Source organism: Alteraurantiacibacter palmitatis, from assembly GCF_037154115.1.
Lineage (GTDB): Bacteria > Pseudomonadota > Alphaproteobacteria > Sphingomonadales > Sphingomonadaceae > Alteraurantiacibacter > Alteraurantiacibacter palmitatis.
Genome location: NZ_JBANRO010000001.1, coordinates 430463 through 455372 on the forward strand (window position 1 = coordinate 430463; position 24910 = coordinate 455372).

Annotated in this window: 25 protein-coding genes and 1 tRNA gene; 18 read left to right on the top strand and 8 right to left on the bottom strand. The window is 64.6% G+C overall.

All coding sequences use genetic code 11. The annotated features are described in order from the left end of the window. Positions 1-13: 13 nt before the first annotated feature. From pspC to WFP44_RS01875, 4 genes are read right to left on the bottom strand one after another with little or no spacing between them, the layout of a single operon-like run. Positions 14-394 carry an envelope stress response membrane protein PspC gene (pspC, locus tag WFP44_RS01860; RefSeq protein ID WP_336918454.1) on the bottom strand — a complete coding sequence of 127 codons (381 nt, stop codon included), beginning with the start codon at positions 392-394 and terminating at the stop codon, positions 14-16. Then, positions 391-687, bottom strand: coding sequence for an envelope stress response membrane protein PspB (pspB, locus tag WFP44_RS01865; protein ID WP_336924633.1), 297 nt, complete (start codon positions 685-687; stop codon positions 391-393). The genes pspC and pspB overlap by 4 nt, the downstream gene beginning before the upstream one ends. 5 nt (positions 688-692) lie before the next feature. Further along, a complete protein-coding gene (pspA, locus tag WFP44_RS01870; RefSeq protein WP_377923110.1) occupies positions 693-1550 on the bottom strand; it encodes a phage shock protein PspA in 858 nt (285 codons plus the stop codon). Next, positions 1547-1723, bottom strand: a complete 177-nt coding sequence (locus tag WFP44_RS01875; RefSeq protein WP_336924634.1) for a hypothetical protein — start codon at positions 1721-1723, stop codon at positions 1547-1549. Before WFP44_RS01875 ends, pspA begins: the two co-directional genes overlap by 4 nt. A 166-nt stretch (positions 1724-1889) precedes the next feature. Here WFP44_RS01875 and pspF point away from each other — a divergent pair, with 166 nt between their 5' ends. From pspF to rbfA, 7 genes are all read left to right on the top strand, one after another. Next, entirely contained in the window at positions 1890-2927 is a 1038-nt protein-coding gene (pspF, locus tag WFP44_RS01880; protein ID WP_336924635.1) for a phage shock protein operon transcriptional activator, read from the top strand. Positions 2928-3083: 156 nt separating this feature from the next. Beyond that, positions 3084-3641 (top strand): ribosome maturation protein RimP, encoded by a 558-nt coding sequence (gene rimP / locus WFP44_RS01885; protein ID WP_336924636.1) that lies wholly within the window; start codon positions 3084-3086, stop codon positions 3639-3641. Next, positions 3641-5290, top strand: coding sequence for a transcription termination factor NusA (gene nusA / locus WFP44_RS01890; RefSeq protein WP_336924637.1), 1650 nt, complete (start codon positions 3641-3643; stop codon positions 5288-5290). The genes rimP and nusA overlap by 1 nt, the downstream gene beginning before the upstream one ends. Continuing rightward, positions 5271-6020 (top strand): DUF448 domain-containing protein, encoded by a 750-nt coding sequence (locus WFP44_RS01895; protein WP_336924638.1) that lies wholly within the window; start codon positions 5271-5273, stop codon positions 6018-6020. Before nusA ends, WFP44_RS01895 begins: the two co-directional genes overlap by 20 nt. 24 nt (positions 6021-6044) lie before the next feature. Continuing rightward, the gene (gene infB, locus WFP44_RS01900; protein ID WP_336924639.1) at positions 6045-8603 is read left to right on the top strand and encodes a translation initiation factor IF-2; all 2559 of its coding nucleotides are present in this window, start codon (positions 6045-6047) and stop codon (positions 8601-8603) included. 57 nt (positions 8604-8660) lie between these two features. Continuing rightward, positions 8661-9197 (top strand): DUF1697 domain-containing protein, encoded by a 537-nt coding sequence (locus WFP44_RS01905; RefSeq protein ID WP_336924640.1) that lies wholly within the window; start codon positions 8661-8663, stop codon positions 9195-9197. A 1-nt stretch (position 9198) separates the two neighbouring features. Further along, positions 9199-9600 (top strand): 30S ribosome-binding factor RbfA, encoded by a 402-nt coding sequence (gene rbfA, locus WFP44_RS01910; RefSeq protein ID WP_336924641.1) that lies wholly within the window; start codon positions 9199-9201, stop codon positions 9598-9600. A gap of 2 nt (positions 9601-9602) precedes the next feature. Here rbfA and WFP44_RS01915 read toward each other — a convergent pair whose 3' ends face one another. Further along, entirely contained in the window at positions 9603-11222 is a 1620-nt protein-coding gene (locus WFP44_RS01915) for an AbgT family transporter (RefSeq protein WP_336924642.1), read from the bottom strand. Between the two features lie 90 nt (positions 11223-11312). Between WFP44_RS01915 and truB the strand changes: the two genes are divergently transcribed. The 9 genes from truB (at position 11313) to WFP44_RS01960 (ending at position 21645) form a co-directional block, all read left to right on the top strand. Then, entirely contained in the window at positions 11313-12296 is a 984-nt protein-coding gene (gene truB / locus WFP44_RS01920; protein ID WP_336924643.1) for a tRNA pseudouridine(55) synthase TruB, read from the top strand. Between the two features lie 25 nt (positions 12297-12321). Next, positions 12322-12591, top strand: a complete 270-nt coding sequence (gene rpsO, locus WFP44_RS01925) for a 30S ribosomal protein S15 (protein ID WP_336924644.1) — start codon at positions 12322-12324, stop codon at positions 12589-12591. Positions 12592-12798: 207 nt separating this feature from the next. After that, positions 12799-15120, top strand: coding sequence for a polyribonucleotide nucleotidyltransferase (gene pnp / locus WFP44_RS01930; RefSeq protein ID WP_336924645.1), 2322 nt, complete (start codon positions 12799-12801; stop codon positions 15118-15120). 185 nt (positions 15121-15305) lie between these two features. Beyond that, complete coding sequence (locus WFP44_RS01935; RefSeq protein ID WP_336924646.1) at positions 15306-16418, top strand: sensor histidine kinase; 1113 nt, start codon at positions 15306-15308, stop codon at positions 16416-16418. A gap of 87 nt (positions 16419-16505) precedes the next feature. Further along, positions 16506-17567, top strand: coding sequence for a class I SAM-dependent methyltransferase (locus WFP44_RS01940; RefSeq protein ID WP_336924647.1), 1062 nt, complete (start codon positions 16506-16508; stop codon positions 17565-17567). Positions 17568-17700: 133 nt separating this feature from the next. Then, entirely contained in the window at positions 17701-18648 is a 948-nt protein-coding gene (locus tag WFP44_RS01945) for an SDR family oxidoreductase (RefSeq protein ID WP_336924648.1), read from the top strand. Positions 18649-18673: 25 nt separating this feature from the next. Further along, positions 18674-19276, top strand: a complete 603-nt coding sequence (locus WFP44_RS01950) for a histidine phosphatase family protein (RefSeq protein WP_336924649.1) — start codon at positions 18674-18676, stop codon at positions 19274-19276. A gap of 89 nt (positions 19277-19365) precedes the next feature. Beyond that, complete coding sequence (locus WFP44_RS01955; protein WP_336924650.1) at positions 19366-20703, top strand: MFS transporter; 1338 nt, start codon at positions 19366-19368, stop codon at positions 20701-20703. A 135-nt stretch (positions 20704-20838) separates the two neighbouring features. Continuing rightward, positions 20839-21645: a helix-turn-helix transcriptional regulator gene (locus tag WFP44_RS01960; protein ID WP_336924651.1), complete on the top strand. Its 807-nt coding sequence runs from the start codon at positions 20839-20841 to the stop codon at positions 21643-21645. A 363-nt stretch (positions 21646-22008) separates the two neighbouring features. Here the strand turns inward: WFP44_RS01960 and WFP44_RS01965 are convergent, their stop codons facing one another. Beyond that, the gene (locus WFP44_RS01965) at positions 22009-22719 is read right to left on the bottom strand and encodes a GcrA family cell cycle regulator (protein ID WP_336924652.1); all 711 of its coding nucleotides are present in this window, start codon (positions 22717-22719) and stop codon (positions 22009-22011) included. 239 nt (positions 22720-22958) lie between these two features. Between WFP44_RS01965 and WFP44_RS01970 the strand changes: the two genes are divergently transcribed. Further along, the gene (locus WFP44_RS01970) at positions 22959-23759 is read left to right on the top strand and encodes an ABC transporter permease (RefSeq protein ID WP_336924684.1); all 801 of its coding nucleotides are present in this window, start codon (positions 22959-22961) and stop codon (positions 23757-23759) included. 34 nt (positions 23760-23793) lie between these two features. Here the strand turns inward: WFP44_RS01970 and hspQ are convergent, their stop codons facing one another. After that, on the bottom strand, positions 23794-24174 hold the full coding sequence (gene hspQ, locus WFP44_RS01975; protein WP_336924653.1) for a heat shock protein HspQ: 381 nt from the start codon (positions 24172-24174) through the stop codon (positions 23794-23796). A gap of 166 nt (positions 24175-24340) precedes the next feature. Between hspQ and WFP44_RS01980 the strand changes: the two genes are divergently transcribed. After that, positions 24341-24430: transfer RNA gene (locus tag WFP44_RS01980), tRNA-Ser, on the top strand. 118 nt (positions 24431-24548) lie between these two features. Here WFP44_RS01980 and WFP44_RS01985 read toward each other — a convergent pair. Then, positions 24549-24878 (bottom strand): hypothetical protein, encoded by a 330-nt coding sequence (locus WFP44_RS01985; RefSeq protein ID WP_336924654.1) that lies wholly within the window; start codon positions 24876-24878, stop codon positions 24549-24551. Between the last annotated feature and the right edge of the window lie 32 nt (positions 24879-24910).

Consider the following 24910-nt stretch of genomic DNA (forward strand, 5'->3'; position numbering starts at 1 on the left):
TTGGGAATTGATGTCAGCGCAGCTTTTCGATCTCGTCGGAAAGGCGCGGATTGCTGTTGACGTAGAAACTTTCCACTTCCGCCAGCCGCCGGTCGATGGTGCGGAACTGGGCGCGGATTTCACGCGCGGTGCGCTTTGGCGATTGCCGCACGCGCTGCCAGTATTTCTGCTCACCCTCGTCGCGGTAGAGATAGGGCGGCTTCTTCTGCAGCAGGAACCAGGCAGCGATGTAGCCGGGCACGGTGATGGCCGACAACGGCAGGAACAGCGAGACGATCAGGCCCAGCCGCACCCAGAACACATTGATCCCGGTGTAATCGGCAATCCCGGCGCAGACCCCGGCAATCTTGCCATTGGCCTTGTCGCGATAGAGCGTCGTATGCGGCGTGTTCACCGGCGTTCCCCTCTCTTTTCCGCAAGCATCATTTCCAGCTCGCGCAGTTTCAGATTGTCGCTTTCCAGATCGGGAAGGACGCGCGCGGGCTTGAAATCTGCGTGATCGCTGGCCACCAGCCGTTCCACCGTGTCCATGCGTTCATCCAGCCGCTTGGCCAGTTGATAGAGCTCCTCCAGCAGCGCTTCGTCATCGCTGGTGATGCTGGCGGCGGTCTTCCACTTGGTCATGTAGTGGAGCACGATCCACGGCAATCCGATGAAGACCGCAAGAATTCCGATCAGCGGTTCCATGGCCCTTACCCCTCGTGCTTCCCGCCCATCCCCAGGGCGCGCTTCATTTCCTCCAGCTCCTCGTCCACCTTGTCCGTGCCTTCGAGAGCCGCGAATTCATCCGCCAGCGTGGCCTTGCCGCCCTGCATCCCGATCGCATCGGCGCGGCCTTCTGCGTAATCCACGCGGCGTTCGAGCTGGTCGAACCGGGCCAGCGCCTCGTCCACGCGCTCATTCGTCATCAGGCTGCGCAGCTTGAAGCGGTTTTCCGCGCTTTCGAGGCGTGCGGCGATCTGGCTTTGCCGGCTGCGGGCTTCGCGCAGGCGGCTCTGCAACTTGTGGATGTCCACCTCGTAAGCGCGCAGCGCATCTTCCAGCACCGCGATTTCGGCCTTCAGCTGTTCAGCCATGTCGGCTGCGCGGCGCTTTTCGACCAGCGCGGCCCGCGCCAAATCCTCGCGCCCCTTGGACAGCGCCAATTGCGCCTTGTCGGCCCAATCGGCCTGCAATTTGTCGAGCTTGGCCGCGTGGCGGTGCATTTCCTTCTGGTCGGCAATCGTGCGCGCGGCGCTGGCGCGCACTTCCACCAGCGTTTCCTCCATTTCCAGGATGATCATGCGGATCATCTTTGCCGGATCATCGGATGAATCGAGCAATTCGTTGAAATTGGCCGCGATAATGTCACGCGTGCGGGAAAAAATGCCCATCAAGGCAGCTCCTGTGGAAGTGGAATAGGCAGCGGATAGCGAATTGCGGGTGGGTGTGGGAAGCCGTGAAGCACCGCTGCGCAGCCGTTCGATCTCGCGTTCAAGGCGCGAGGGCGCGGCCTGAACGGGCCGCTGCGTATCAACCGGCGTCAGCGCGGTGCCCGGCCTGTCGTTCACGCCAGTTCCGCCATCTGCACCAGCGCGGCAGGCGCGCTGCCCAGCGGGTTGGAATAGGAGGTGGAGGCGGAGCTTGCCTGCGCCACGGCGAACAGGTTGAAGGCCACCATCGCGGCCACGCTGATCAGCGCGCTGAGGCCCAGTTTGCTGGCAAAGAAGCGGTTGTTCGACATGGTTCGTTTCCCCTTGAATTGGCGGCCGTAGCCGGTGTTGCGGGATAAGTTGCAACCGCCGTGCCAATTGCCGCAAAGCGCGGAAATCCGCCATTCTTGCCTGCATATTGCGGGACGAAGTTAGGAAATATTGCCAAGCCTTGGGGATATTTGCTATTCCTTGGGAATGGAGCGGGGAAATCAGTTTATCGGCCAATCGGGCGCGTTTCTCGATGCGGTCGAACGCGCCAGCCGCGCCGCACCTCTGCGCCGCCCGGTGCTGGTGATCGGGGAGCGCGGCACAGGCAAGGAACTGATCGCCGAACGCCTGCACCGCCTGTCCGACCGGTGGGAGGAGCCGCTGGTCACGCTCAATTGTGCCGCGCTTCCCGAAACGCTGATCGAGGCCGAACTGTTTGGGCACGAAGCAGGCGCCTTCACCGGCGCCACCCGCGCGCGCGAAGGACGGTTTGAAGAAGCGAATGGCGGCACGCTGTTCCTCGATGAACTCGCCACGCTGTCGATGGGCGCGCAGGAGAGGCTGCTGCGCGCGGTGGAATATGGCGAGGTGACGCGCATCGGCTCCTCCCGCCCGATCCGCGTCGATGTGCGCATCGTCGCCGCCACGAACGAGGATTTGCCGCGGCTGGCCGGGGAGGGGCGCTTTCGGCCCGACCTGCTCGACCGGCTCAGTTTCGAAGTCATTACCCTGCCGCCCTTGCGGGTGCGCGAAGGGGATATCGCGGTGCTGGCCGATTATTTCGGGCGGCGCATGGCGGCGGAACTCGGCTGGCAGGAATGGCCCGGCTTTGCTCCGCACGTCGCCCGCGCAATGGAGGAATATCCCTGGCCCGGCAATGTGCGCGAATTGCGCAATGTGGTGGAGCGGGCGATCTACCGCTGGGACGACTGGGGCGAGCCGGTAGGCCATATCCAGTTCGACCCGTTCGACAGCCCGTGGAAGCCGGTTGGCATGATGCCAGCTGCGGTGGTGCCCCCTGCCAGCGCAACGCCCACTTCGCCATCAGCCTCTCCGCCGCCCGATCTGTCGCAGGTGAGCGATCTGCGCGCGGCAGTGGACGCGCATGAAAAGGCCATCGTCGAACAGGCGCTGGGCCGTCACCGCTGGAACCAGCGGCAGACCGCTGCCGCGCTGGGCCTGAGCTATGACCAGTTGCGCCATTGCCTGAAAAAGCACGGCATCACCGGAAATCCGCCCGAATAGAGCCGCCCCATCGCCGCTTGCATTTCGCCCGGAATGCGCCTATCTGCGCGTCATCCCGACATTGTGAAGGCAATTTACGGATGCTGGCGCCGCAAGGGGCCGGCCCACTTCCGGTTTGTCATCCCAATGCCGGATTGAAAGGATACATTGCTCTCCATGGCCAATATGCCGCGCCTGACTGCCCTGATCGAAGCCGAAGCCACTGCGCTCGGCTTTGACCTGGTGCGCGTGCGGCTGAGCGGCGAGGGCGAGGAGCGCACGCTTCAGATCATGGCCGAAGATCCCGCCACCGGGCAGATGATCGTGGAACAATGCGCCACGCTCAGCCGCGCCATTTCCGCCGCGATTGACGCGGTGGAGGAGACTGAGGGCGAGCTGGTTGATGGCGCCTATATGCTGGAAGTGTCCAGCCCCGGCATCGACCGCCCGCTCACCCGGCCCAAGGATTACGCCAACTGGACCGGACACGAGGCGAAGATCGCGCTGCTCCCCGGCCACGAACACCGCCGCCTGTCGGGCGAATTGCTGGGGCTTGATGGCGATGTGGTCGCCATTGAAGACCGCAAGCTGGGCCGGGTCGAGGTGCCGCTGGCCCAGATCGCTTATGCCCAGCTGGTGCTGACTGACAGGCTGATTGCCGCGACCCAGCCGCTCGACATGAGCGGCGCGGACGAAATCGAAGAATCCACCGAGGAAGAGAAGGTCGAAGACTGATGGCCACCCCGATTTCCGCCAACAAGGCCGAACTGCTCGCGATTGCCACCGCCGTCGCGTCGGAAAAGATGATCGACAAGGCGATCGTGATCGAAGCGATGGAGGAGGCCATCCAGAAGGCCGCCCGCGCGCGTTACGGTGCCGAAAACGATATCCGCGCCAAGCTCGACCCGCTGACGGGCGATCTGCGCCTGTGGCGCGTGGTCGAAGTGGTCGAGGAGGTCGAGGACTATTTCAAGCAGGTCGATCCCAAGCAGGCCGACAAGTTGCAGCCCGGCGCAAAGGTGGGCGATTTCATCGTCGATCCGCTGCCCCCGGTGGACCTGGGCCGCATCGACGCGCAGAGCGCCAAGCAGGTCATCTTCCAGAAGGTCCGCGATGCCGAGCGCGAGCGCCAGTATCAGGAATTCAAGGACCGCGCGGGCGAAGTCATCACCGGGGTGATCAAGTCGGTCGAATTCGGCCATGTGATTGTCAATCTGGGCCGCGCCGAAGGCGTGATCCGGCGCGACCAGCAGATCCCGCGTGAAGCGGCCCGTCCGGGTGAGCGCGTGCGCGCGCTGATCATGAAGGTGGAGCGCAACAACCGCGGCCCGCAGATCTTCCTGTCGCGCGCGCATCCCGATTTCATGAAGAAGCTGTTCGCGCAGGAAGTGCCCGAAATCTATGACGGCGTGATCGAGATCAAGGCCGCTGCGCGCGATCCGGGCAGCCGCGCCAAGATCGGCGTGATCAGCCGCGATTCCAGCATTGACCCGGTCGGCGCCTGCGTCGGCATGAAGGGCAGCCGCGTGCAGGCGGTGGTGCAGGAATTGCAGGGCGAAAAGATCGACATCATCCCCTGGAGCGAGGATACCGCGACCTTCGTGGTGAACGCGCTGCAACCCGCCACCGTGTCGCGCGTGGTGCTGGACGAGGATGAAGGCCGCATCGAAGTGGTGGTGCCCGACGATCAGCTCAGCCTCGCCATTGGCCGCCGCGGCCAGAATGTGCGCCTCGCCAGCCAGCTGACCGGTCACCAGATCGACATCATGACCGAGGAGGAAGCCTCGGAAAAGCGCAGCAAGGAATTTGCCGAGCGTTCCAAGATGTTCGAGGAAGAGCTGGACGTCGACGAAACGCTTTCGCAGCTGCTGGTGGCCGAAGGCTTCGCCGAGCTGGAGGAAGTCGCCTATGTCGATCTGGCCGAACTCGCCAGCATCGAAGGCTTCGACGAGGAGCTGGCCGAGGAACTCCAGACCCGCGCGCAGGAAGCGATCGAGCGCAAGGAAGAGGCTTACCGCGAACAGCGCCGCGAACTGGGCGTCGAAGACGCGCTTGCTGAAATCCCGCATCTGACCGAAGAAATGCTGGTCGTGCTCGGCAAGGCGGGCATCAAGACGCTCGACGATCTGGCCGATCTGGCGACCGACGAACTGATCGCCAAGAAGCGCGAAGCGCAGCGCCGCCGCAATGCCGACGGCCCGCAATTGCGCCGCAATGTCCGCGAGCAGGACAAGGGCGGCGTGCTGGGTGCGTTTGGCCTCAGCGAAGAGCAGGGCAACGAAATCATCATGGCAGCCCGCGCGCACTGGTTCGAAGATGAGGATGCGGCCGATACCGCCGCGTCCGCAGATGAGGAGGCCGCCCATGCGGAATCCTCGCAATGAGCCGCTAGGTTCCGACATCACCGGCACGGCGCACGGGGGCAGCAATGCTCCCGCCAATGCGCCTGAACGTCGCTGTGTGCTGACTGGCGAGAGTTCGGCGCGCGGCGATCTGTTGCGCCTTGCGGTCTCGCCCGATGGGCTGGTTCTGCCCGATGCCCATGCCAAGGCGCCGGGGCGCGGGGCGTGGATTGGTGTGGACAAGGCCGCACTGGCCGCTGCGCTGGCAAGCGGCAAGCTGAAAGGCGCGCTGGCCCGCGCGTTCAAGACCGGCGCGCTGACCATTCCGGCTGACCTGCCCGATCGGGCAGAGGCGGCGCTGCGGCGTGCCTTGCTTGACCGGCTGGGCCTGGAACTGCGATCGGGCAAGCTGATCCTGGGATCAGACAGAATCGCGAACGAGGCGCGGATGGGCAAGGTGGCCGCGCTGTATCATGCCGCCGATGCCAGCGCCGATGGTGCGCGCAAGCTCGATCAGGCGTGGCGCGTGGGACTGGGCGAGGAAGGCACCGGACGTGTCGGCCAAAGGCTGCCACTGGACCGCGATACCCTGTCTGTGGCATTGGGCCGCGACAATGTCGTTCACCTGGCCTTGGTGGACCATGCTGCGGCACAGCGGGTAGCAATCCCGTTGGGGCGTTTCGCGACCTTTATCGGGGCTTATTCCGGCACTGGCGACAGTGCTGCGGGCGATGCGGGCAATCTGCCCGGTATCGCTGCGACAATGAATTGAATTTTGAAGGAAATCGGTAGGCGTATGAGCGATAACGAAGACAAGCCGCAGCGTGAACGCAAGCCATTGGGGCTGAAGCGTTCGGTCGATGCCGGCGAGGTCAAGCAGACCTTCAGCCACGGCCGCACCAACAAGGTGGTGGTCGAGGTGAAGCGCCGCCGCGTGCTTGGCAAGCCGGGCGCGCCCGAAGCGGCTGCGCCGCCGCCCCCTCCGCCGCCGCCCGCTGCCGTGGCACCGCCGCCGCCACCACCTCCGGCCGCGCCGCGCAAATCCGTGCCCGCCGGCGAAACGCCGCAGGAACGCGTCGCTCGACTCCAGCGCGAGGCCGAGGAAGATCGTCTGCGCATGGCGGAGGAAAACCGCCGCCGCGAGGAAGAGGAAAAGCTCCGCGCGCTTGAGGAGGAAAAGCGCCGCGCCGAGGAAAACCGCGCTCAGGAAAAGCGCGCCGAGGAAGAAGCCGCCGCCCCTCCGGCCCCGGAAGCCGCGCCCGCTGCCCCCGAAGCGCCCGTGGCAGAACCTGCCGCAGGCCCGGAAGGCGATGCAACCGCTGCGCCCTCACCGCCCGCACCGCGCCGCTTTACGCCGGTCGAACGGCCCGAAGCCAAGCGCGCCGACACGCCCAAGGAGACCAAGAAGGTTCCTGACCGTTCGGACCGCAAGGCGGGTGCCGGCAAGATCTCCGAGCGGGAAAACCGCCGCGGCAAGCTGACGGTCAACCGCGCGCTGAACGAGGACGAGGGCGCGCGCGCCCGTTCGCTCGCCGCGCTGAAGCGTGCGCGGGAAAAGGAACGCCGTGCGCATTATTCGGGCCAGAGCCAGAGCCGCGAGAAGCAGGTGCGCGACGTGGTCGTGCCCGAAGCGATCACGGTGCAGGAACTGGCCAACCGCATGGCCGAAAAGGGCGCCGATCTGGTGAAGTCCCTGTTCAACATGGGCATGATGGTGACCGTCAACCAGACGATCGATCAGGATACCGCGGAACTGCTGGTCGAGGAATTCGGCCACAACATCACCCGCGTGTCCGAGAGCGATGTCGACATCGACACGTCCGAGGATCAGGATCCGGAAGAGACCCTGAAGCCGCGCCCGCCCGTGGTCACGATCATGGGCCATGTCGATCACGGCAAGACCAGCCTTCTGGACGCGCTGCGCGGGGCCAATGTGGTGAAGGGCGAGGCCGGCGGCATCACCCAGCACATCGGCGCCTATCAGATCACGACGAAGAACAAGGACAAGATCACCTTCCTCGACACGCCGGGCCACGCCGCGTTCACGCAGATGCGCCAGCGCGGCGCGAATGTGACCGACATCGTCATCCTGGTGGTGGCAGCCGATGACGGGATCATGCCGCAGACGATCGAGGCGATCAATCACACCAAGGCGGCCGGCGTGCCGATGATCGTGGCGATCAACAAGTGCGACAAGCCCGAAGCCAACCCGCAGAAGATCCGCGAACGCCTGCTTGAACATGAAGTGGTGGTCGAGGCGATGTCGGGCGATGTGCAGGACGTGGAAGTTTCCGCCAAGACCGGCGCGGGGCTGGACGAACTGATCGAGAAGATCCTGCTTCAGGCCGAACTGATGGAACTGAAGGCCAATCCTGATCGCCTGGCCGATGCAACCGTGATCGAAGCCAAGCTCGACAAGGGCCGTGGCCCCGTGGCGACCGTGCTGGTCAATCGCGGCACGCTGAAAGTGGGCGATGTGTTCGTGGCGGGCACGCAGAGCGGCCGCGTGCGCGCGCTGATCGACGATCGCGGGCAGCAGATCAAGCAGGCCGGCCCTGCCACTCCGGTCGAAGTGCTGGGCCTTGGCGGGGTGCCGCAGGCGGGCGATTCGCTCACCGTGGTGGAAAACGAACAGCGCGCCCGCGAAGTCGCCTCGTTCCGCCAGCAGCGCGAGACCGAGAAGCGCACGACGCTGGCCCCCACCAATTTCGACACCATGTTCTCCAGCCTGAAGAGCAGCGTGATCGAATATCCGGTGGTGGTGAAGGCCGATGTGCAAGGCAGCGTGGAGGCCATTGTCACCGCGCTCCACAACCTCTCGAATGACGAGATCAAGGTGCGGGTGCTGAACGCAGGCGTGGGCGCGATTACCGAAAGCGACGTGACGCTGGCTGCGGCCAGCAAGGCGCCGATCATCGGCTTCAATGTCCGCCCCAACGCCAATGCGCGCCAGCAGATCGAACGGCACAAGACCCGGATGATGTATTACGATGTCATCTATCACCTCACCGCCGATGTGGCGAAGGAGATGGCGGGCATCTGGGGCCCCGAACGGATCGAACACGTGGTGGGCCGCGCCGAGGTCAAGCAGGTGTTCCCGGCCGGCAAGCGCGACAAGGCGGCAGGCCTGCTGGTGCTGGAAGGCATCATCCAGAAGGGCTTCCACGCACGCCTCACCCGCGACGATGTGATCGTCTCGGCCACCACGGTCGCCTCGCTGCGCCGGTTCAAGGACGATGTCGACGAAGTGCGCGCGGGCCTCGAATGCGGCGTGGTGCTGGCCGATACGAACGACATCAAGCCGGGCGATATGCTCGAAGTCTTTACGGTCGAGGAGCGTGAGCGCACGCTGTAACCCCGAATTCCCCTCCCGCTCGCGGCAGGGGGCGGGGCCAGGCAATTCTGGAGGATCATGACCCGTTACGTGGCCCTGTTCGGCGCAATCAATGTCGGCGGCAACCGGCTTTCGATGGCCGATTTGCGCGATGTGCTTGAGCGTGAGGATTTCGAAGGCGTCGAGACCGTGGTTGCCAGCGGCAATGTGTTGTTCGATCACGAAGAACGCCCAACCGAAGGCTTGTCCGAAAAGCTCGGTTATATCGTGCGCGAGGCGTTCGGGTTCGATACATTCGCCGTGGTTCTTACCCGCGATGCACTGGCCGCGGCGATTGCGGAAAACCCCTTTGCTGATGACGGAGAAGATAAGCTGGTGCACACAGTGTTCCTGTCCGCCCCATATGACCGCGAGGAACTGATATTCTTTGCGGAAAACTATGCGGGGCCGGAACGGCTGGCGCCGGGCACGCATTGTTTTCATATCGATTATGTCGAAGGGGTGGGGCGGTCGCTTCTCGATCCCGCCATGCGCCGCGCCAAACTGAAATTGCCGCGCGGAACGGCCCGCAACATTCGGTCGCTGCGGCGCATACTCGCCAAGATGGATTCGTAAAATGCCCCGCCATTCCACCTCCGAAGAACCCTCGGTCCGCCTGCTCAAAGTGGGGGAGCGGGTGCGCCATATCCTGTCCGAATTGCTGGCGCGCGGCGAGGCGCATGACGAAGTGCTCTCCGCCACCACGGTCAGCGTCACCGAAGTGCGGATGTCGCCCGACCTCAGGCAGGCGAAGGTCTATGTGAAGCCGCTGCTGGGCCATGACGAGGCGAAGGTGGTGAAGGCCTTGCAGGTGAACACCGCCTTCTTTCAGCGCGAGGTGGCGCATCGCCTCGGCCTCAAATTCGCGCCCAAGCTGCGCTTCATGGCCGATGAGAGCTTCGACGAGGCGAGCCGCATCGACCAGCTGCTGCACGATCCCAAGGTGCGGCGCGATCTGGAGGATGGCGCGGAAGGCTGAGCCTACGGCGCCGTCGCCTCTGCCGCCGGGGCGACCTGCGCGGAAGGCACATCGGTAAACACGCTCGCCCCCGGCCCCAGCGGCAGGTCGAGCGCCACCCAGCCAATTGTCATCGCCACGCCCACTGCCAGCAGCGCCATCGAATAGGGCAGCATTGTTGCCGCCAGCGAACCGAGACCGAAATCCTTTTGCCAGCGCTGGCAGAAGATCAGGATCAGCGGGAAATAGACCATCAGCGGGGTGATGATATTGGTCGCGCTGTCGCCCACACGGTAGGCGGCGGTTGCCATTTCGGGCGAGATGCCCAGCAGCATCAGCATCGGCACCAGAACGGGGGACAGCAGCGCCCATTTGGCGCTGGCCGATCCCACCAGCAGATTGAGTGCGGCGGCGACCAGAATGATCGCGGCCAGCAGCGCCCAGGCGGGCAGGCCCGAATGGCTGAGGAAATCGGCCCCGTTCACCGCCAGAATGAGGCCGAGATTCGACCAGCCGAACATCGCCACGAAATGCGCCGCGGCAAAGGCCAGCACGAGGTAATAGGCCAGATCCTCCATCGCGCCCGCCATCATCTTCACAAGGTCGCGGTGATTGCTGATCGCGCCGGTTGCGCGGCCATAGGCCCAGCCGGCGAGGATGAAGAGCAGGAAGAAGCCCGCCACAAGGCTTTGATAGAACGGGGTCAGCTGCGCTTCGGGCGAGGCGGCCTCGTCAATCAGCGGGGTGCCGGGGCCAATCGCGAAAAAGGCCCACAGCGCGCACACCGCCAGCACGGCAAGGCCCGCATGGCGCAGACCCTTGCGCTCCGCCTCGGTCAGCGGACGGTCGGCAGGTTCGTCCGCATGGGCCGTGCCCGCCCGCGTGGCATCCCATGCGCCAAGGCGCGGCTCGATGATCCGATCGGTCACATACCAGATTACCGGCAGGAACAGGAAGAACATGGCGGCAATGAAATACCAATTGCCCGCAATATTGGCGGTGAAGGCGCCGAAGGTGCTTTCCACGGCCGCTTCGGTAATGCCGAACAGCAGCGCGTCGAGCTGACCCGGCAGCAGATTGGCCGAAAAGCCGCCTGATACGCCCGCGAAACTCGCCGCAATTCCGGCAATCGGGTGCCGCCCGGCGGCGTGGAAGATGATGCCTGCCAGCGGGATCAGCACGACATAGGCCGCGTCTGCCGCCAGATTGCCCATCATGCCCACCGCCACCACGATGGGTGTCAACAAGGCGCGTGGCGCGTCGCGCACGCCCGCGCGCATCGCGGTGCCGAACAGGCCCACCTTTTCGGCTACGCCTGCGCCCAGCATCACCACCAGCACATAACCCAGCGGGTGAAAGTGGGTGAAGGTGGTGGGCATTTCCACCCACAGGCGGCGGATATTGTCGGCCGACAGCAGGCTGGTGGCGGCGATCACCCGTGCCTCACCGGTTTCGGGGTCGATTTCCGCCGGGTGCGGCACGCTCCAGCCCGCCAGCGATGCCGCCACCGACACCGCGACGAGGCCGAGGATCAGCCACAGGAACAGAAAGACGGGATCAGGCAGCTTGTTGCCCGTCCTTTCAATCCAGCCGAGGAAACCCTTCTGCGATGGCGAGGGGGCGGCGGGGCTGCTTGCTGTCACGGATGATCCCTTTTCACCGGAAACGTGTTGCCTAGCATGGCGCAGCCTGCGGGTCTTTACCAGTGGGCCAAAAATCCCCAAGGCAGTGCCATGACCGATAATCCGCAGCCGCACGGCTGGCTCATCCTCGATAAACCGCGCGGGCTTGGTTCCACGCAAGCTGTGGGCATGGTGAAGCGTGTCTTGCGCGAGGGCGGCTTTGGCAAGGTAAAGGTGGGCCATGGCGGCACGCTTGATCCGCTGGCCGAAGGCGTGCTGCCGATTGCCTTGGGCGAGGCGACCAAGCTGGCGGGCCGGATGCTCGATGCCGACAAGATCTACGCCTTTACCATCGCCTTTGGCGCCGAGACCGACACGCTCGATACCGAGGGGCAAGTGGTGGCAAGCAGCGACCGGCGCCCCCCGCGCGCGGCGGTGGCGGCGATTCTGGATGCCTTTACCGGCCCGATCGATCAGGTGCCGCCTGCTTTTTCAGCGATCAAGGTGGACGGCAAGCGCGCCTATGATCTGGCCCGTGCAGGCGAAGCGGTGGAAATGGCAACGCGGCGCGTCACCATTCATTCGCTGACGCTGGAAGGCGGGGGGCAATTCGATGCGGTGGATTCGGCCTTTGCCACCACCGCCGGGCGGCCCGATCCTTACGATCCATCCGCCCCGCTGGAACTGGCGGACAGCGTCACGCTGCTTGCCCATGTCTCCAAGGGCACCTATATCCGCAGCCTGGCGCGCGACATTGCGCACGCGCTGGGCACCTTGGGCCATGTCACCTATCTGCGCCGGATAAAGGCCGGGCCATTCCTTCAGCAGCAGGCGATTTCGCTGGACATACTGGAGGAAATCGGTAGAGGCGCGGCCTTGAAAGACCACCTCCTGCCGCTGGAGGCGGGGCTGGACGGCATCCTGGCCCTGTCACTCGATCCGGAAAGCGCGCAGGCGGTCCGCCAGGGCCGGGTCATTTCCGGATTGCCCAATCCCGACGGGCTTCATCTGGCAAAGCTGGGCGATGTTCCGGTTGCGCTGGTGGATGTGTCGGGCGGCACGGCCACGGTCGTGCGGGGTTTCAATATCGCATGATGCTGCGAAAGGTGAAGAAGACGAGATGACTATTTCTGTTGAACGCAAGGCCGAAGTGATCGCTGACAATGCGCAGGCTCCCGGTGATACCGGCAGCCCCGAAGTGCAGGTCGCCATTCTGACCGAACGTATCCGCAACCTGACCGACCACTTCAAGGCCAACCACAAGGACAACCATTCCCGCCGCGGCCTGCTCAAGATGGTGAACAAGCGTCGCAGCCTGCTCGCCTATCTCAAGAGCAAGGATGTGGGTCGGTATAACGCGCTGATCCAGAAGCTGGGTCTTCGCAAGTAAGAGTTTTCGGGAGGGCGGCCGGAATGGCCGCCCTTTCGCTTTTGGCGCAATGGCCTTTTTGTTGGCCGCGCCAGCAACGCCATTCCTTCGCAATTCGGCGGGGAGGGCACACGGGGCGCGAATTATGCCCCAGACCGCAACCGGGGCGGATTACCCGGCAGCAAACCCCGCAGGCGCAATCTGGCGGTGCGGGTTCGAAGGAAAAATATGTTCGACACCAAGACTGTATCGCTGGAGTGGGGCGGGAAAACCCTCACTCTGGAAACCGGCCGCATTGCCCGTCAGGCTGACGGCGCGGTCCTCGCCACCCTGGGCGAAACCGTTGTTCTGTGCGCGGTGACTGCCGCCAAGAGCGTGAAGGAAGGGCAGGATTTCTTCCCCCTTACCGTCCACTACCAGGAAAAGTTTTCCGCCGCCGGCCGTATTCCGGGCGGCTTCTTCAAGCGTGAACGCGGTGCGACCGAAAAGGAAACGCTGGTCTCCCGCCTGATCGACCGCCCGATTCGCCCGCTGTTCCCCGAAGGTTTCTACAACGAAATCAACGTGATCTGTCAGGTTCTTTCCTTCGATGGCGAGAACGAGCCCGATGTGCTGGCGATGGTTGCCGCCTCGGCCGCGCTGACGATTTCGGGCGTGCCCTTCATGGGTCCCATCGGCGCGTGCCGCGTGGGCTTCATCGATGGCGAATATGTCCTCAACCCCAAGCAGGACAAGGCGCTGGAAGATGGCCGCCTCGATCTGGTTGTTGCCGCCACGCAAGACGCGGTGATGATGGTGGAATCGGAAGCCAAGGAGCTGACCGAGGACGAAATGCTCGGCGCGGTGATGTTCGCGCACGAGGAAAGCCGCAAGGTCATCGGCGCGATCATCAAGCTCGCTGAACAGGCCGCCAAGGATCCGTGGGAAGTCGACCTGTCGGACAACACCGCCGAGATCAAGGCGAAGCTCAAGGATCTGGTGGGCAAGGATATTGCCGCCGCCTACAAGCTGACCGACAAGTCCGCCCGTTCCAACGCGCTGAACGAAGCGCGGGCCAAGGCCAAGGAAGCCTTTGCCGCCGAAGGTGCGCAGACGCAGATGGTCGCCATCAAGACCATGAAGAAGCTGGAAGCCGATATTGTGCGCACCGCCATCCTGAAGGACGGCCAGCGCATTGACGGACGCAAGCTCGATCAGGTTCGCCCGATCGAGGCGATCGTGGGTTTCCTGCCGCGCACGCACGGTTCCTCGCTGTTCACGCGCGGGGAAACGCAGGCGATCTGCACCACCACGCTGGGCACCAAGGACGCCGAACAGATGATCGACGGGCTGGAGGGTCTCTCCTACCAGTCGTTCATGCTGCACTACAACTTCCCGCCCTATTCGGTGGGCGAAGTGGGCCGCTTTGGCGCGCCCGGCCGCCGCGAAGTGGGCCATGGCAAGCTGGCCTGGCGCGCGCTGCACCCGGTGCTGCCGTCCAAGGAAGACTTCCCCTATACCATCCGCATCCTGTCCGACATTACGGAGAGCAACGGCTCCTCCTCGATGGCGACCGTGTGCGGCGGCTGTCTGTCGATGATGGATGCCGGCGTGCCGATCAAGGCGCCGGTTTCGGGCATCGCCATGGGCCTGATCCTGGAAGGTGACGAATTCGCCGTGCTGTCCGACATTCTGGGTGACGAAGATCACCTGGGCGACATGGACTTCAAGGTGGCCGGCACCGAGGCTGGCATCACCACGATGCAGATGGACATCAAGGTTGCCGGCATCACGCAGGAAATCATGGCCAAGGCACTGGAACAGGCCAAGGCCGGGCGCACCCACATTCTGGGTGAAATGCAGAAGGCGCTGGGCTCTGCCCGCACCGAACTGTCGGCCCATGCCCCGCGCATCGTCACCATGCAGATCGACAAGTCGAAGATCCGCGATGTGATCGGCACCGGCGGCAAGGTGATCCGCGAAATCGTGGCCGAAACCGGCGCGAAGGTGGACATTGACGATGAAGGCGTGATCAAGATCAGCTCGTCCGACATTGCCCAGATCGAAGCCGCCAAGGCGTGGATTTCGGGCATTGTGGAAGAAGCTGAAGTCGGCAAGATCTACACCGGCAAGGTCGTGAACATCGTCGATTTCGGCGCATTCGTGAACTTCATGGGCGGCAAGGACGGCCTCGTCCACGTGTCCGAAATGAAGAACGAGCGCGTGGAAAAGCCGACTGATGTCGTCACCGAAGGCCAGGAAGTGAAGGTCAAGGTTCTCGAAATCGATCCGCGCGGCAAGGTTCGCCTGTCGATGCGCGTGGTTGACCAGGAAACCGGCGAGGAACTGGAAGACACCCGCCCGGCGCGTGAACCCAAGGGTGATCGCGGCGACCGGGGCGACCGGGGCGGTGACCGCCGTGGCCCGCGCTCTGGCGGTGGTGGCCGTGGCGGCGACCGTGACCGTGGCCCGCGTGGCGGCGGTGATCGTCCGCGCCGCGATGACACCCGCGACACCGGTGGCGATATCGGCGGCGCTGGCCATCTGCCGGCCTTCCTGAAGGACGACTGACCTACCTTACAATGGCTTCTCTCCCCGCGTCGGGCATGGTGCGGGGGGGGCAAGGGCCCCATCATGAGTCAGGGGCTGCGGCACAAATGCTGCTGCGGCCCCTTTTTCATTACATAAGCAATCGTGTTACGCTTGCCGCGAGCTCACCGCGAATCGGGCAACACCTTAGGATCACGCACGACTTCATGCCCGCACCAAACATTCAGAACCTTTTCCGTGGGCTGCCCCTTTTTGGTGGCCGCCCGGTTATCGCGGTGCCTGCTGCACTCAGCATCACCCTGCTGGCTTTTCTGCTGCGTCTTTTCATGGACGATTTGCTGCCGACCGGCTTTCCCTATGTCACCTTTTTCCCGGCCGTGCTGATCAGCGCGCTGCTGTTCGGATTGTGGGGCGGTGTGGCCAGCACGGCGCTGGGTTTCGTGCTGGCGCGGTGGTTCTTCATTGCGCCGGTCGGATCGATGAGCCTTGACGGCCCGCCCGGTTGGGCCATGGCGCTGTATCTGTTTGTGACTGTGGTGAATGTGGTGACGATCCACCTGTTACAGATCGCCTTTCGCGGGCTGGATGCAGAGCGCCGGCGCAACCGCGATCTGGCGCGCAGCCGTGAATTGCTGTTCCACGAATTGCAGCACCGCGTGGGCAACAATCTCCAGATGATCGGTTCGCTGCTGGCCATGCAGGCGCGCCGGGTGCAGGACGATGCGGCGCGTGTTGCGGTGGAAGAAGCGGTGCGGCGCGTCAGCGTGGTGGGCAAGATCCAGCGCACGCTCTACAATCCCGAAGGGTCGCAGCGCAGCCTGTCGGGCCTGCTTGGCCCGCTGGTGCGGGATATTGTGGCCAGCGCGCAAGGCAGCGCGGTGACGATCCGGCTGGAGGCGACACGCGATCGGCTTCTGCCTGCCGAACAGGCCATTCCCGTGGCGCTGATCGTCAGCGAGGCGGTGTCGAATGCGCTGGAGCATGGCTATGGCCCTGGCGGTGGCGGCGAACTGGTGGTGCGCATCACACAGGATAGCCCGGCCCAATCCGACGGGTCGCTTTCGCATCTGTGCATCGCAGTGGAAGATGACGGGGCAGGCCTGCCCGATGGGTTCAGCATGGCGGCCAGCGGCAGCCTTGGCCTGAAGATCGCCCGCAGCCTGGCGGGCAGTCTGGGGGGCGAATTCACCATGATGCCGGGCAAAAGGGGCGGCACCTGTTCGCAATTGCGCTTTCCCCTGCCCGATGGCGATGCACCGCGATCGGTTTCTGCCCCGGAAAACGGGGCCGCTGTTCCGCTGAGAGCTGCGACCGCCTGATCCTCCCCCGAATTGCCTTTGCGCGAGCGCCTTCTCCAGTGTTAGGGACGCAGCAAAACACAAGCATAAATCGGGGAGAGCATTGCAATGAGTGAGCAGATCGACTTTGCCAAGGTTCAGGAAATGGCCGGCAAGGTGATGCACGATGTCGCGGGCGCGGTCAGCCTGATGATGGCCTATATGGGCGATCAGGCGGGCGTTTTCGCCGCGATGGACGGCGAAGGGCCGATGACGCTGGACCAGCTGGCCGCCAAGACGGGCCTTGAACCCAAATATCTGCGCGAATGGCTGGGATCGGTTTCGGCTGCCGGATATGTCGATTTCGACCCGGAAGCCGAAACCTTCTGTCTGCCGCCGGAAAAGGCGCTGGTCTTCACCCGCGAAGGCCAGCCCGCCTGTATGCAGGGCTTCATTCAGGCCGTTGTGGCGCAATACGAAATGCACGAAAAGGCGGTGGATACGTTCAAGACCGGCAAGGGCCGGCCGTGGAGCGACCATTCGCAATGCCTGTTCTGCGGCACCGACCGCTTCTTCCGCCCCGGTTACGAAATGAACCTCATCCCCAACTGGCTGCCCGCGCTGGGCGGCGTGGTGGACAAGCTGAAGGCGGGGGCCAAGGTGGCGGATATCGGCTGCGGCTATGGCACCAGCACGATCCTGATGGCGAAGGAATATCCCAATTCCACCTTCGTTGGCATCGATTTCCACCTGCCCTCCATCGAAACCGCGCGTGCCCGTGCGGCCGAGGAAGGCGTCAGCAATGTCAGCTTCGTCCATGCCAAGGCGCAGGACTTCGAAGGCGATGGGTTCGATTTCGCCTGCATTTTCGATGCGTTGCACGACATGGGCGATCCGGTGGGCGCGGCAGCGCATATCAAGGCCGCGCTGAAGCCCGACGGCACCTTCATGGTGGTGGAGCCGATGGCGGGTGACCGCATGGCCGAGAATATGCATCCGATGGGGCAGATCTTCTACGGCTTTTCCTGCATGGGCTGCGTGCCCGTCTCGCTCAGCCAGGAGGTCGGTTACGGCCTTGGCGCGCAGGCGGGCGAGAAGCGCCTTGCCAAGGTGCTCAACGATGGCGGATTTTCGCAGGTTCGCCGCGCCACGCAAACGCCCACCAATATGGTGCTGGAAGCGCGCGCCTGATCTTGCGCCAAAAAGGGGGGGAGGCGCTGCAACAGCGCTTCCCTCGCGGCCTTCTTGCGTTACAGTGCGCAGGATAGCGCCGCGCCGGGCAAACCGGCGGGCGCAAGGGAAAGGCGTGGGGAGAGCGCAGTTTATGGAACATCTCGAAGGGCGGGTTGCCTTCATCACCGGCGGGGCCAGCGGCATCGGCCTTGGCATGGCAAAGGCCTTTCTGGCCGAAGGGATGAAGGTCTCGCTGGCGGACTGGAGCGATGAACATATCGCAAAGGCCAAGGCCGAGCTGGCAGGCAACAACGCCGCCTTTTTCGTGAGAACCAATGTGGCCGACCGCGCGAACCTGAAGGCGGCGGTGGACGAAACGCTGGCGCATTTCGGCAAGATCCATGTCCTGTGCAACAATGCCGGGGTGAACGGCGGCGGCACGGCGGCCAGTCCCGATTTCGACGACTGGGACAGGGCCATCGCGGTCAATCTGGGCGGGGTGGTGAACGGCACCAAGATCGTCGCCCCGATCATCCGCACGCAGGGTGAAGGCGGCCATATCGTCAACACCAGCAGCATGGCGGGCATCGTGCCGCTGCCCGGCCTTGCCGCCTATTCCACCGCCAAATACGCCGTGCGCGGCTTTTCCGAGAGCCTCAGGATGCAGCTTGCGCCCAAGGGCATTGGCGTCTCCTGCCTGTTCCCCGGCGCGACGCGCACCGCGCTGGTGCCACTGCCCGAAGATGATCCCAGCATCGATGCGGAGAATGCGCCGCAATTCCTGAAGGATCTGTGGGACGCGATGCGCGGCGCGATCGATCCGCTGGATACCGGGCGCGCGGTGGTGGAGGCGATCAGGGCCAACCGGTTCTACATCTTCACCAACCGCGAATTCCTCGACGAAGTGAAGCAGCGCCACCGCGAGATCGAGGACGCTTTCCCGCTGGAGGAGCCGACGCCGGGCCGGGTCAAGTTCGAAACCATGCGCGCCGAACAGGTGCGCAATCTGATGGCGCCGGGCAACCGGCCTGTGCCACAAGAGGATGCGGGCGACATGGCGCTCGATCTGGGGTCACGCTCGCCGGCGGGCGGACAATAGTCCTACTGGGGAAAGGCTGCTGACGATGATCTACCTGCTGCGCCACGGCCAGACCCATTTCAACCTCGAGCGGCGGATCGAAGGCAGCCTTGACAGCCCGCTCACCAGCCTGGGACGCGAACAGATGCGCGCCGCGGGCGAGCGGCTTCGCGGGATGCTGGCCCCTGAAACGCTGAATGGCGAAGCGGAGTACCAGATCCTGTCCAGCCCGCAGCCGCGCGCGCACCAGTCCGCGCTGATCCTGCGCGAGGCGATGGGTGCGGATAAGCCCGTCATCACCGATGCGCGCCTGGCCGAAGTGGGCTGCGGTTCGTGGGAGAAGCACCATTACGCCTCGATCTGCGCGCGCGACCCGCTGGTGGAGGAGGAGCCGACCTTCCTGTCCGCCTGGGCGCATCATTGCCTCGACGGGGAAGGGCTGGATACGGCGGTGGAACGCCTGTGGTGCTGGCTGCGCTGGGCGGGCAATGCCCGGCTGATCGTGGTGGGCCACGGCATATCGGGCGCGATCCTGCGCGCGCTCTATGCGGGCGAGGGGCGCGATGCGATGCTCGCCCACCACACGATTGAACCTGATTGCATCCACCGGCTGGAGCGCGGCTGGGTGGAAGAGATCGCGGTAGACTGAATGCACGCTGCGCAAAGGGCGGCGATGGGGAAAGGATCATATCATGACACATTACGCCGGCCTTCGTGCCTGTGGCGGGGCCGCCTGACATGGCCCGCACCTTCGTTGATGCGCTGAACGCGCTGCCGGTGCGGCCTTTCCAATGGGCGACGCTGGCGGTGTGCATGGGCGTGCTGATCGGCGCCGGGGTGGCGCTGCAACTGCTGGGCATCGTCGCGCCGCTGGTGATGGAGGCGTTCGGCGTGGAGCGCGGCGAATTCGGCATCGCGATGAGCGCGGCGATCATCGGCTTTGGCGTGGGGGCATGGGGCGGCGGCTGGCTGGGCGACCGGATCGGCCGGCGCTGGACCATCGCCATCGCCGCGCTCGCCTATGCGCTGGCGGCGATGGGATCGGCCACCACCGAAGGGGTGTGGGAACTGGCGATCTGGCGGCTGTTTACCGGCCTTGGTGTGGGCGGCGTCTATCCCAATGTGCTGGCGCTGGCGAGCGAGTGGCTGGCGCAGCGCTGGCGGCCCGTGGCGGTCAGCACGCTGGTGGTGGGCGTGCCGATCGGCGGCACGGTGGCGGGCTGGCTGGCGCCGGGCCTGTCGGCGGCAAATGGCTGGGAAGGCACCTTTGCGGTGCTGGGCCTTGGTCTGCTTGTGGTGAGCGTGCTGGTGGTGCTGGTGCTGCGTGACAGCCCGTCTTTTCTGCTGGAACGGGGCAAGGGGGATGCGGCGCAGCGCAATGCGGCCCTGGTGCTGGGAGCGCCGGAAGACCTGCTGCCCGATGCCAAGCCTGCGCAAACTGATGGCATGGGGCATATCGGCGTGCTCCATCCGTCCAATGCGCGCTTCAATCTGGGCGTTGGTATCGCGTTTTCCTCCGCCGCGCTGGTGGCATTCGGCATACTGAGCTGGTCGACCACCTTCCTCACTACGGCGGGATTTGAATTTGCCGAAGCGAGCCGGGCGGTGTCGATTGCCGGGATCACCTCGATCGCGGGCTCAGTGCTCGCAGGCGAACTGGTGCGCCGATACGGATCGCGCCTGATCATGAGCCTGTTCAGCGCCACGCTGTGCGTCGTCATCCTTGCGCTGGGTTGGCAGGTGCAGGCCCTGCCCGCTGAGCCGGATGCGGCGCAGCGTCTGGTGGTGACCTGCCTTGTGGGCCTCGCGGGCGCGGTGTTCAGCGCCTGCATGGCGGCGATGTATGTCATCATGGCGCTGGGCTATCCGCAAAGCTGCCGGTCGGCGGGCATCGGCTTTGGCATTTTCATGAGCCGGGTGGGCGCGTTCCTTGCCACGGCCTTTGGCGGCACCTTGCTGCAATGGGGCGGCACCAGCGTCGTGCCCTTCTTTGCCGTGCTGCTGGTGGCATCGGCCATGGTATCGGCAGCGGCGTTTGTGGTGGACCGGCAGGTTCCTCCGTCCCGACAGGCCTAGTCCGCTGCGGAACCGGGCCGCCGCTTGTAACGCGGGCCGAGACATGGCAATCTGCGTTATTCACTTACGCGACGAAGCTGGCGGCAGGGAGAGCGGCCTTTGCACTAAATGCGGTGCCTGACTTGGGGAAAGGCAATGCCTGCGCAAGATGGGGAAGTAGCCGAGGAGTTCTCCCGTCGTCTCACGGCGATCGATTCGTGCGAAAATGTGGTTCCGCTGCGCGATGCGACGATGAGTGCGCTGGCCCTGTTGGGATTTTCCGCCGCCTGCTTCATCGCTCCCCTGACCCGCGATCCGCGCGTGGGCCGCAGCATGACCAATATCGGCCTGCCCTGGACGTGGGAGAAGCAATACCGCGCGCGGCTTCATGCCAGCGATCCCTTGCCCGATATCGCGTTGCAGCGCCTTTCCGCCTTTGTCTGGCCGGATGATCTGGCGGACGAAAAGCTGACCAAGGCGCAGAAGCGATTCTTCGAGATATCGGCGCAATTGGGGGTGGAGCGCGGCGTTGCCACTGCCTGTTTCGGGCCAGAGGGGCGCAGCGGCTTTCTGGGCGCGATGCTGGCAGCGGATGCCCCACGGCCAGACCAGTTGACGCTGCACCGCTTTCACGCGGTCGGGCAGACCTCGTTCCAGTCCTATTGCCGCATGGTGAAGCGGATGCAGGATATTCCGCAGCTGTCCAACCGCGAAATGGAAGTGCTGCACTGGATCGGGCGGGGCAAGAGCAATTCGGTGATTGCCGAGATCCTCGGCATCTCGCCCTCATCGGTAGATGTCTATGTGCGGCGCATTTTCGCCAAGCTGGGGGTGAGCGACCGCACCACCGCCTCGGTAAAGGCCTATTCGCTGGGCCTGATCATCACGCCCGATTACGAGAAGTTCGTCGCCCAGATCGAAGCGCAGGATACGGGGCGCGATCCGCTCAAGGACGCCGACTGACCAGCCGGGCCAATATGGCGCAGAACGGCCACTGTCGGGCAATCACGTTACGTGCAGGTCTGGAACACCTGCCTTAAACGCCGTGCCGAGGCCAGCGACGGCCCTTCGGGTCGCGTCGAAGGATTGTCATGGTCTCGGCGTCCTGGACCCCAAGCCGGGACGCCTTACGTTTCCCCTGATCGTGCGGCCCTGCGCCACTCCCCCCCCCTGCCTACCCAAGGCGGCGCGGGGCCGCACGGTCTTTCCCCGCGCCCAACCCCCGCGCCAGAACCCCCGCGCCAGATCCCGCGTTTGACCGGTGCATAGCAAAACGGCCGCATCCCGGTGGGATGCGGCCGTCTGGGATTGTGTCATCGCTGCGTTTTAACGCACGCGCGGCCCGCCAAAGGGCAGCGGCGGCGGAGGACGGCGCGCGCCGCGCGGCAGCTGTGCCTGATAGGCGCGTCCGCAATGTTCGACGCAATAGGGGAAGCCGGGGTTCACCTTTTCCCCGCAGAAATGGAAATCCGCCTCGCCCGGATGGCCCATGGGCCAGCGGCAGACACGATCATTGAGGTCGAGAAGATGCGTCTTGTCCGCCACTTCGGGGCTGGGCTTGGCCGGGACGCGGCGGCGCGGCGGCGCGGGCGGGATCGGTGCCTGCTGCTCGCCGGGGCCTTGGCGCACGAAACCGCCGGGGCCGACCGAATGGATGCGCGGCATCGGCTCGCCCCGGCCGGGCAGCGGCTGGCTGTTTTCGGTGGAGGGTTTCGGATTGGCGGCGGGCTTGGGTGCAGGCGCTGTGCCGCGCGGTTCAGGCCGGGGCAGCGCCGCCTTGGCCTGCGGGGCAGGGGCGGCAGGTGCGGCGGCAGCGGGCGCCGCCTTGCGCGGAGCCGGGGCTGGCTCCTTCGCCTTGGCAGGCTTCGCCTCGTTCGCCTTGACCGGCGAAGGGCGCGATTTCAGGCCAAGGCGGTGCGCCTTGCCGATCACCGCGTTGCGCGACACGCCGCCCAGTTCCTCGGCGATCTGGCTGGCGGTGGATCCGCCCTCCCACATCTTGGTCAGCTTGGCGATGCGTTCTTCGGTCCAGCTCATTCACAAATCCGTTTCAATATGCAGGCGGACGCGCGCCGGGCTTGCTGCACCCGCCACACCTCACACAGGGCTTGCCAGCGCATATGCGGGCCGATAGGCGGCAGCACATGGCCAATCAAGCCCCCGAAAGCTCCACACCCGGCACAACGCCACCTGGCGGGAACAGCCCCGCCGCCGTGGTTCATACCGTCAGCACCGTTGCGGATGCCGGGCGCAGTTTCCCGCCCAAGGGCCAGCCCATGATCACCGGGTTGAACCGGATCGGGCTGTGGAGCCTCTATATGAAGGAGATACGCCGGTTTCTCAAGGTGCAGACGCAGACTGTCTGGGCCCCGGCGATCACGACGCTGCTGTTTCTGGTGATTTTCACCGTGGCGCTGGGCGGGGATCGCGCAGACCGGCTGATCCTGGGCGTCAATTTCGCCACTTTCGTCGCGCCCGGCCTCATCATGATGGGCATGATGCAGAACGCCTTTGCCAATGCCAGCTTCAGCCTGCTGGGCGGCAAGATGCAGGGCACCATCATCGATTACCTGATGCCGCCGCTCAGCAATGCCGAATTGATGATTGCCATCGTCGGCGCGGCGGTGACGCGCGCGGTGATGGTGGGCGGCGCGGTGGCGGTGGCCATGGCGCTGTGGCCGGGGGTGGATATGCAGGCGGCGCACCCCTGGGCTATCGTGTGGTTCGGGCTGATGGGCGCGGTGATGCTGGCGCTGACGGGTCTTCTCGCCAGCCTGTGGGCGGACAAGTTCGATCACAACGCGGCCGTCACCAATTTCGTGGTCGCCCCGCTCAGCCTGCTGTCGGGCACATTCTACGTCATTTCCAACCTCTCGCCCTTTTTTCAGGCGATCAGCCGCGCGAACCCGTTCTTCTACCTGATTTCGGGCTTCCGTTTCGGCTTTCTGGGGGAAAGCGATATCGGCAACACCAATATGGCGGTGCTGGGTGCGGCAGCGGGCGTGGGCGTGCTCAATCTGCTGCTTGGGGTTGTCACCTACCGCGTGCTGAAAAGCGGCTGGAAGATCAAGAGCTGAGCGGAGGCGCGGCAAGTCCCGCGCCCGGCAGCAATCAATGCGTCAGGCTGCGGTGCAGGCGATACCGCCCGCCGGAGAAGGTGCCGAACAGCTGCGCAATGCCGGGGTGATCCACCGGGCCGCCTTCGCCATCGCGCATCAGGTTCTGCTGGCTGACATAGGCGACATAGGTGCTGTCCTCGTTCTCGGCCAGCAGGTGATAGAACGGCTGGTCGCGGTCCGGGCGCATATCTGCGGGAATGGCTTCGTACCATTCTTCCGAATTGGCAAAGACCGGGTCGATATCGAACACCACGCCGCGGAAATCGAACAGGCGGTGACGCACCACGTCGCCAATGGCAAAATGCGCGCGGCGGTGGCGGGGGGCATCGACCTTGCGGCCGGCAGCGGGAAGGAAGAATTCCGACCGTTCCATGGGCATGAATATAGACCTTCGCCCTTCCGAAACAAGCAGGCCGCAGCGATAATCCCCATCTGTTGCCCGAAGGCCGCTTAGAGGGGCTTGGCAAGCGGCAATCCATCCGCTAACCGCCGCGCTTCTTGACCGACCAGCCGGTGCAAACGCACCGTGCCCTTCTTGCGGAGAGGTGGCAGAGAGGTCGAATGCGCCGCACTCGAAATGCGGTTTACGGGCAACCGTAACGTGGGTTCGAATCCCACCCTCTCCGCCATTTCAGTCTGAATTATGCCTGTAATTCAGGGCGTTGCCGATCCCGCCTTTTCTGGCCCCCCCAATCGTCCCCCCACTGTGTTCGGGATAGCAGCGCCCAGCCGCGAACGCGGGCGCATTTATTTCACCAGCCGCCGCCCATTGCGCAGAAAGGCGTTTTCGGGCGGCGGCGCGGCTGGGCCGATCCGCGTTCGGCTTGACGGCCCTGTAAGCCCCAGCGTCTCGCCCATTTTGCGCAAGCTCTCGACAAGCGACACGGGCGGCGCATCCATTTCGCCAGCCATGAATAGGCGAACCTCTGCCCGGTAGCGGGCTTCCTGGGCGCAATACCTAGCGAACAGATCGCTGTCCGCCTCTGTGGCACCGTTCGCTACGACGCGCTCGATGTTCTCCAGCCAGACGGTGCGCGCTGGCTCTAGCGCATCATCATCCGCCAGATAGTCCGGCATGATCGGTGAGCGCGGACCAGCCGTGGACGCTG

Excerpts from the sequence above, each read along its gene's own strand:
- pspB (WP_336924633.1), bottom strand. The coding sequence starts at position 687 with ATGGAACCGCTGATCGGAATTCTTGCGGTCTTCATCGGATTGCCGTGG.
- WFP44_RS01875 (WP_336924634.1), bottom strand. The coding sequence starts at position 1,723 with ATGTCGAACAACCGCTTCTTTGCCAGCAAACTGGGCCTCAGCGCGCTG.
- pspF (WP_336924635.1), top strand. The coding sequence starts at position 1,890 with ATGGAGCGGGGAAATCAGTTTATCGGCCAATCGGGCGCGTTTCTCGAT.
- rimP (WP_336924636.1), top strand. The coding sequence starts at position 3,084 with ATGGCCAATATGCCGCGCCTGACTGCCCTGATCGAAGCCGAAGCCACT.
- nusA (WP_336924637.1), top strand. The coding sequence starts at position 3,641 with ATGGCCACCCCGATTTCCGCCAACAAGGCCGAACTGCTCGCGATTGCC.
- WFP44_RS01895 (WP_336924638.1), top strand. The coding sequence starts at position 5,271 with ATGCGGAATCCTCGCAATGAGCCGCTAGGTTCCGACATCACCGGCACG.
- infB (WP_336924639.1), top strand. The coding sequence starts at position 6,045 with ATGAGCGATAACGAAGACAAGCCGCAGCGTGAACGCAAGCCATTGGGG.
- WFP44_RS01905 (WP_336924640.1), top strand. The coding sequence starts at position 8,661 with ATGACCCGTTACGTGGCCCTGTTCGGCGCAATCAATGTCGGCGGCAAC.
- rbfA (WP_336924641.1), top strand. The coding sequence starts at position 9,199 with ATGCCCCGCCATTCCACCTCCGAAGAACCCTCGGTCCGCCTGCTCAAA.
- truB (WP_336924643.1), top strand. The coding sequence starts at position 11,313 with ATGACCGATAATCCGCAGCCGCACGGCTGGCTCATCCTCGATAAACCG.
- rpsO (WP_336924644.1), top strand. The coding sequence starts at position 12,322 with ATGACTATTTCTGTTGAACGCAAGGCCGAAGTGATCGCTGACAATGCG.
- pnp (WP_336924645.1), top strand. The coding sequence starts at position 12,799 with ATGTTCGACACCAAGACTGTATCGCTGGAGTGGGGCGGGAAAACCCTC.
- WFP44_RS01935 (WP_336924646.1), top strand. The coding sequence starts at position 15,306 with ATGCCCGCACCAAACATTCAGAACCTTTTCCGTGGGCTGCCCCTTTTT.
- WFP44_RS01940 (WP_336924647.1), top strand. The coding sequence starts at position 16,506 with ATGAGTGAGCAGATCGACTTTGCCAAGGTTCAGGAAATGGCCGGCAAG.
- WFP44_RS01945 (WP_336924648.1), top strand. The coding sequence starts at position 17,701 with ATGGAACATCTCGAAGGGCGGGTTGCCTTCATCACCGGCGGGGCCAGC.
- WFP44_RS01950 (WP_336924649.1), top strand. The coding sequence starts at position 18,674 with ATGATCTACCTGCTGCGCCACGGCCAGACCCATTTCAACCTCGAGCGG.
- WFP44_RS01955 (WP_336924650.1), top strand. The coding sequence starts at position 19,366 with ATGGCCCGCACCTTCGTTGATGCGCTGAACGCGCTGCCGGTGCGGCCT.
- WFP44_RS01960 (WP_336924651.1), top strand. The coding sequence starts at position 20,839 with ATGCCTGCGCAAGATGGGGAAGTAGCCGAGGAGTTCTCCCGTCGTCTC.
- WFP44_RS01965 (WP_336924652.1), bottom strand. The coding sequence starts at position 22,719 with ATGAGCTGGACCGAAGAACGCATCGCCAAGCTGACCAAGATGTGGGAG.
- WFP44_RS01970 (WP_336924684.1), top strand. The coding sequence starts at position 22,959 with ATGATCACCGGGTTGAACCGGATCGGGCTGTGGAGCCTCTATATGAAG.
- hspQ (WP_336924653.1), bottom strand. The coding sequence starts at position 24,174 with ATGGAACGGTCGGAATTCTTCCTTCCCGCTGCCGGCCGCAAGGTCGAT.
- WFP44_RS01985 (WP_336924654.1), bottom strand. The coding sequence starts at position 24,878 with ATGCCGGACTATCTGGCGGATGATGATGCGCTAGAGCCAGCGCGCACC.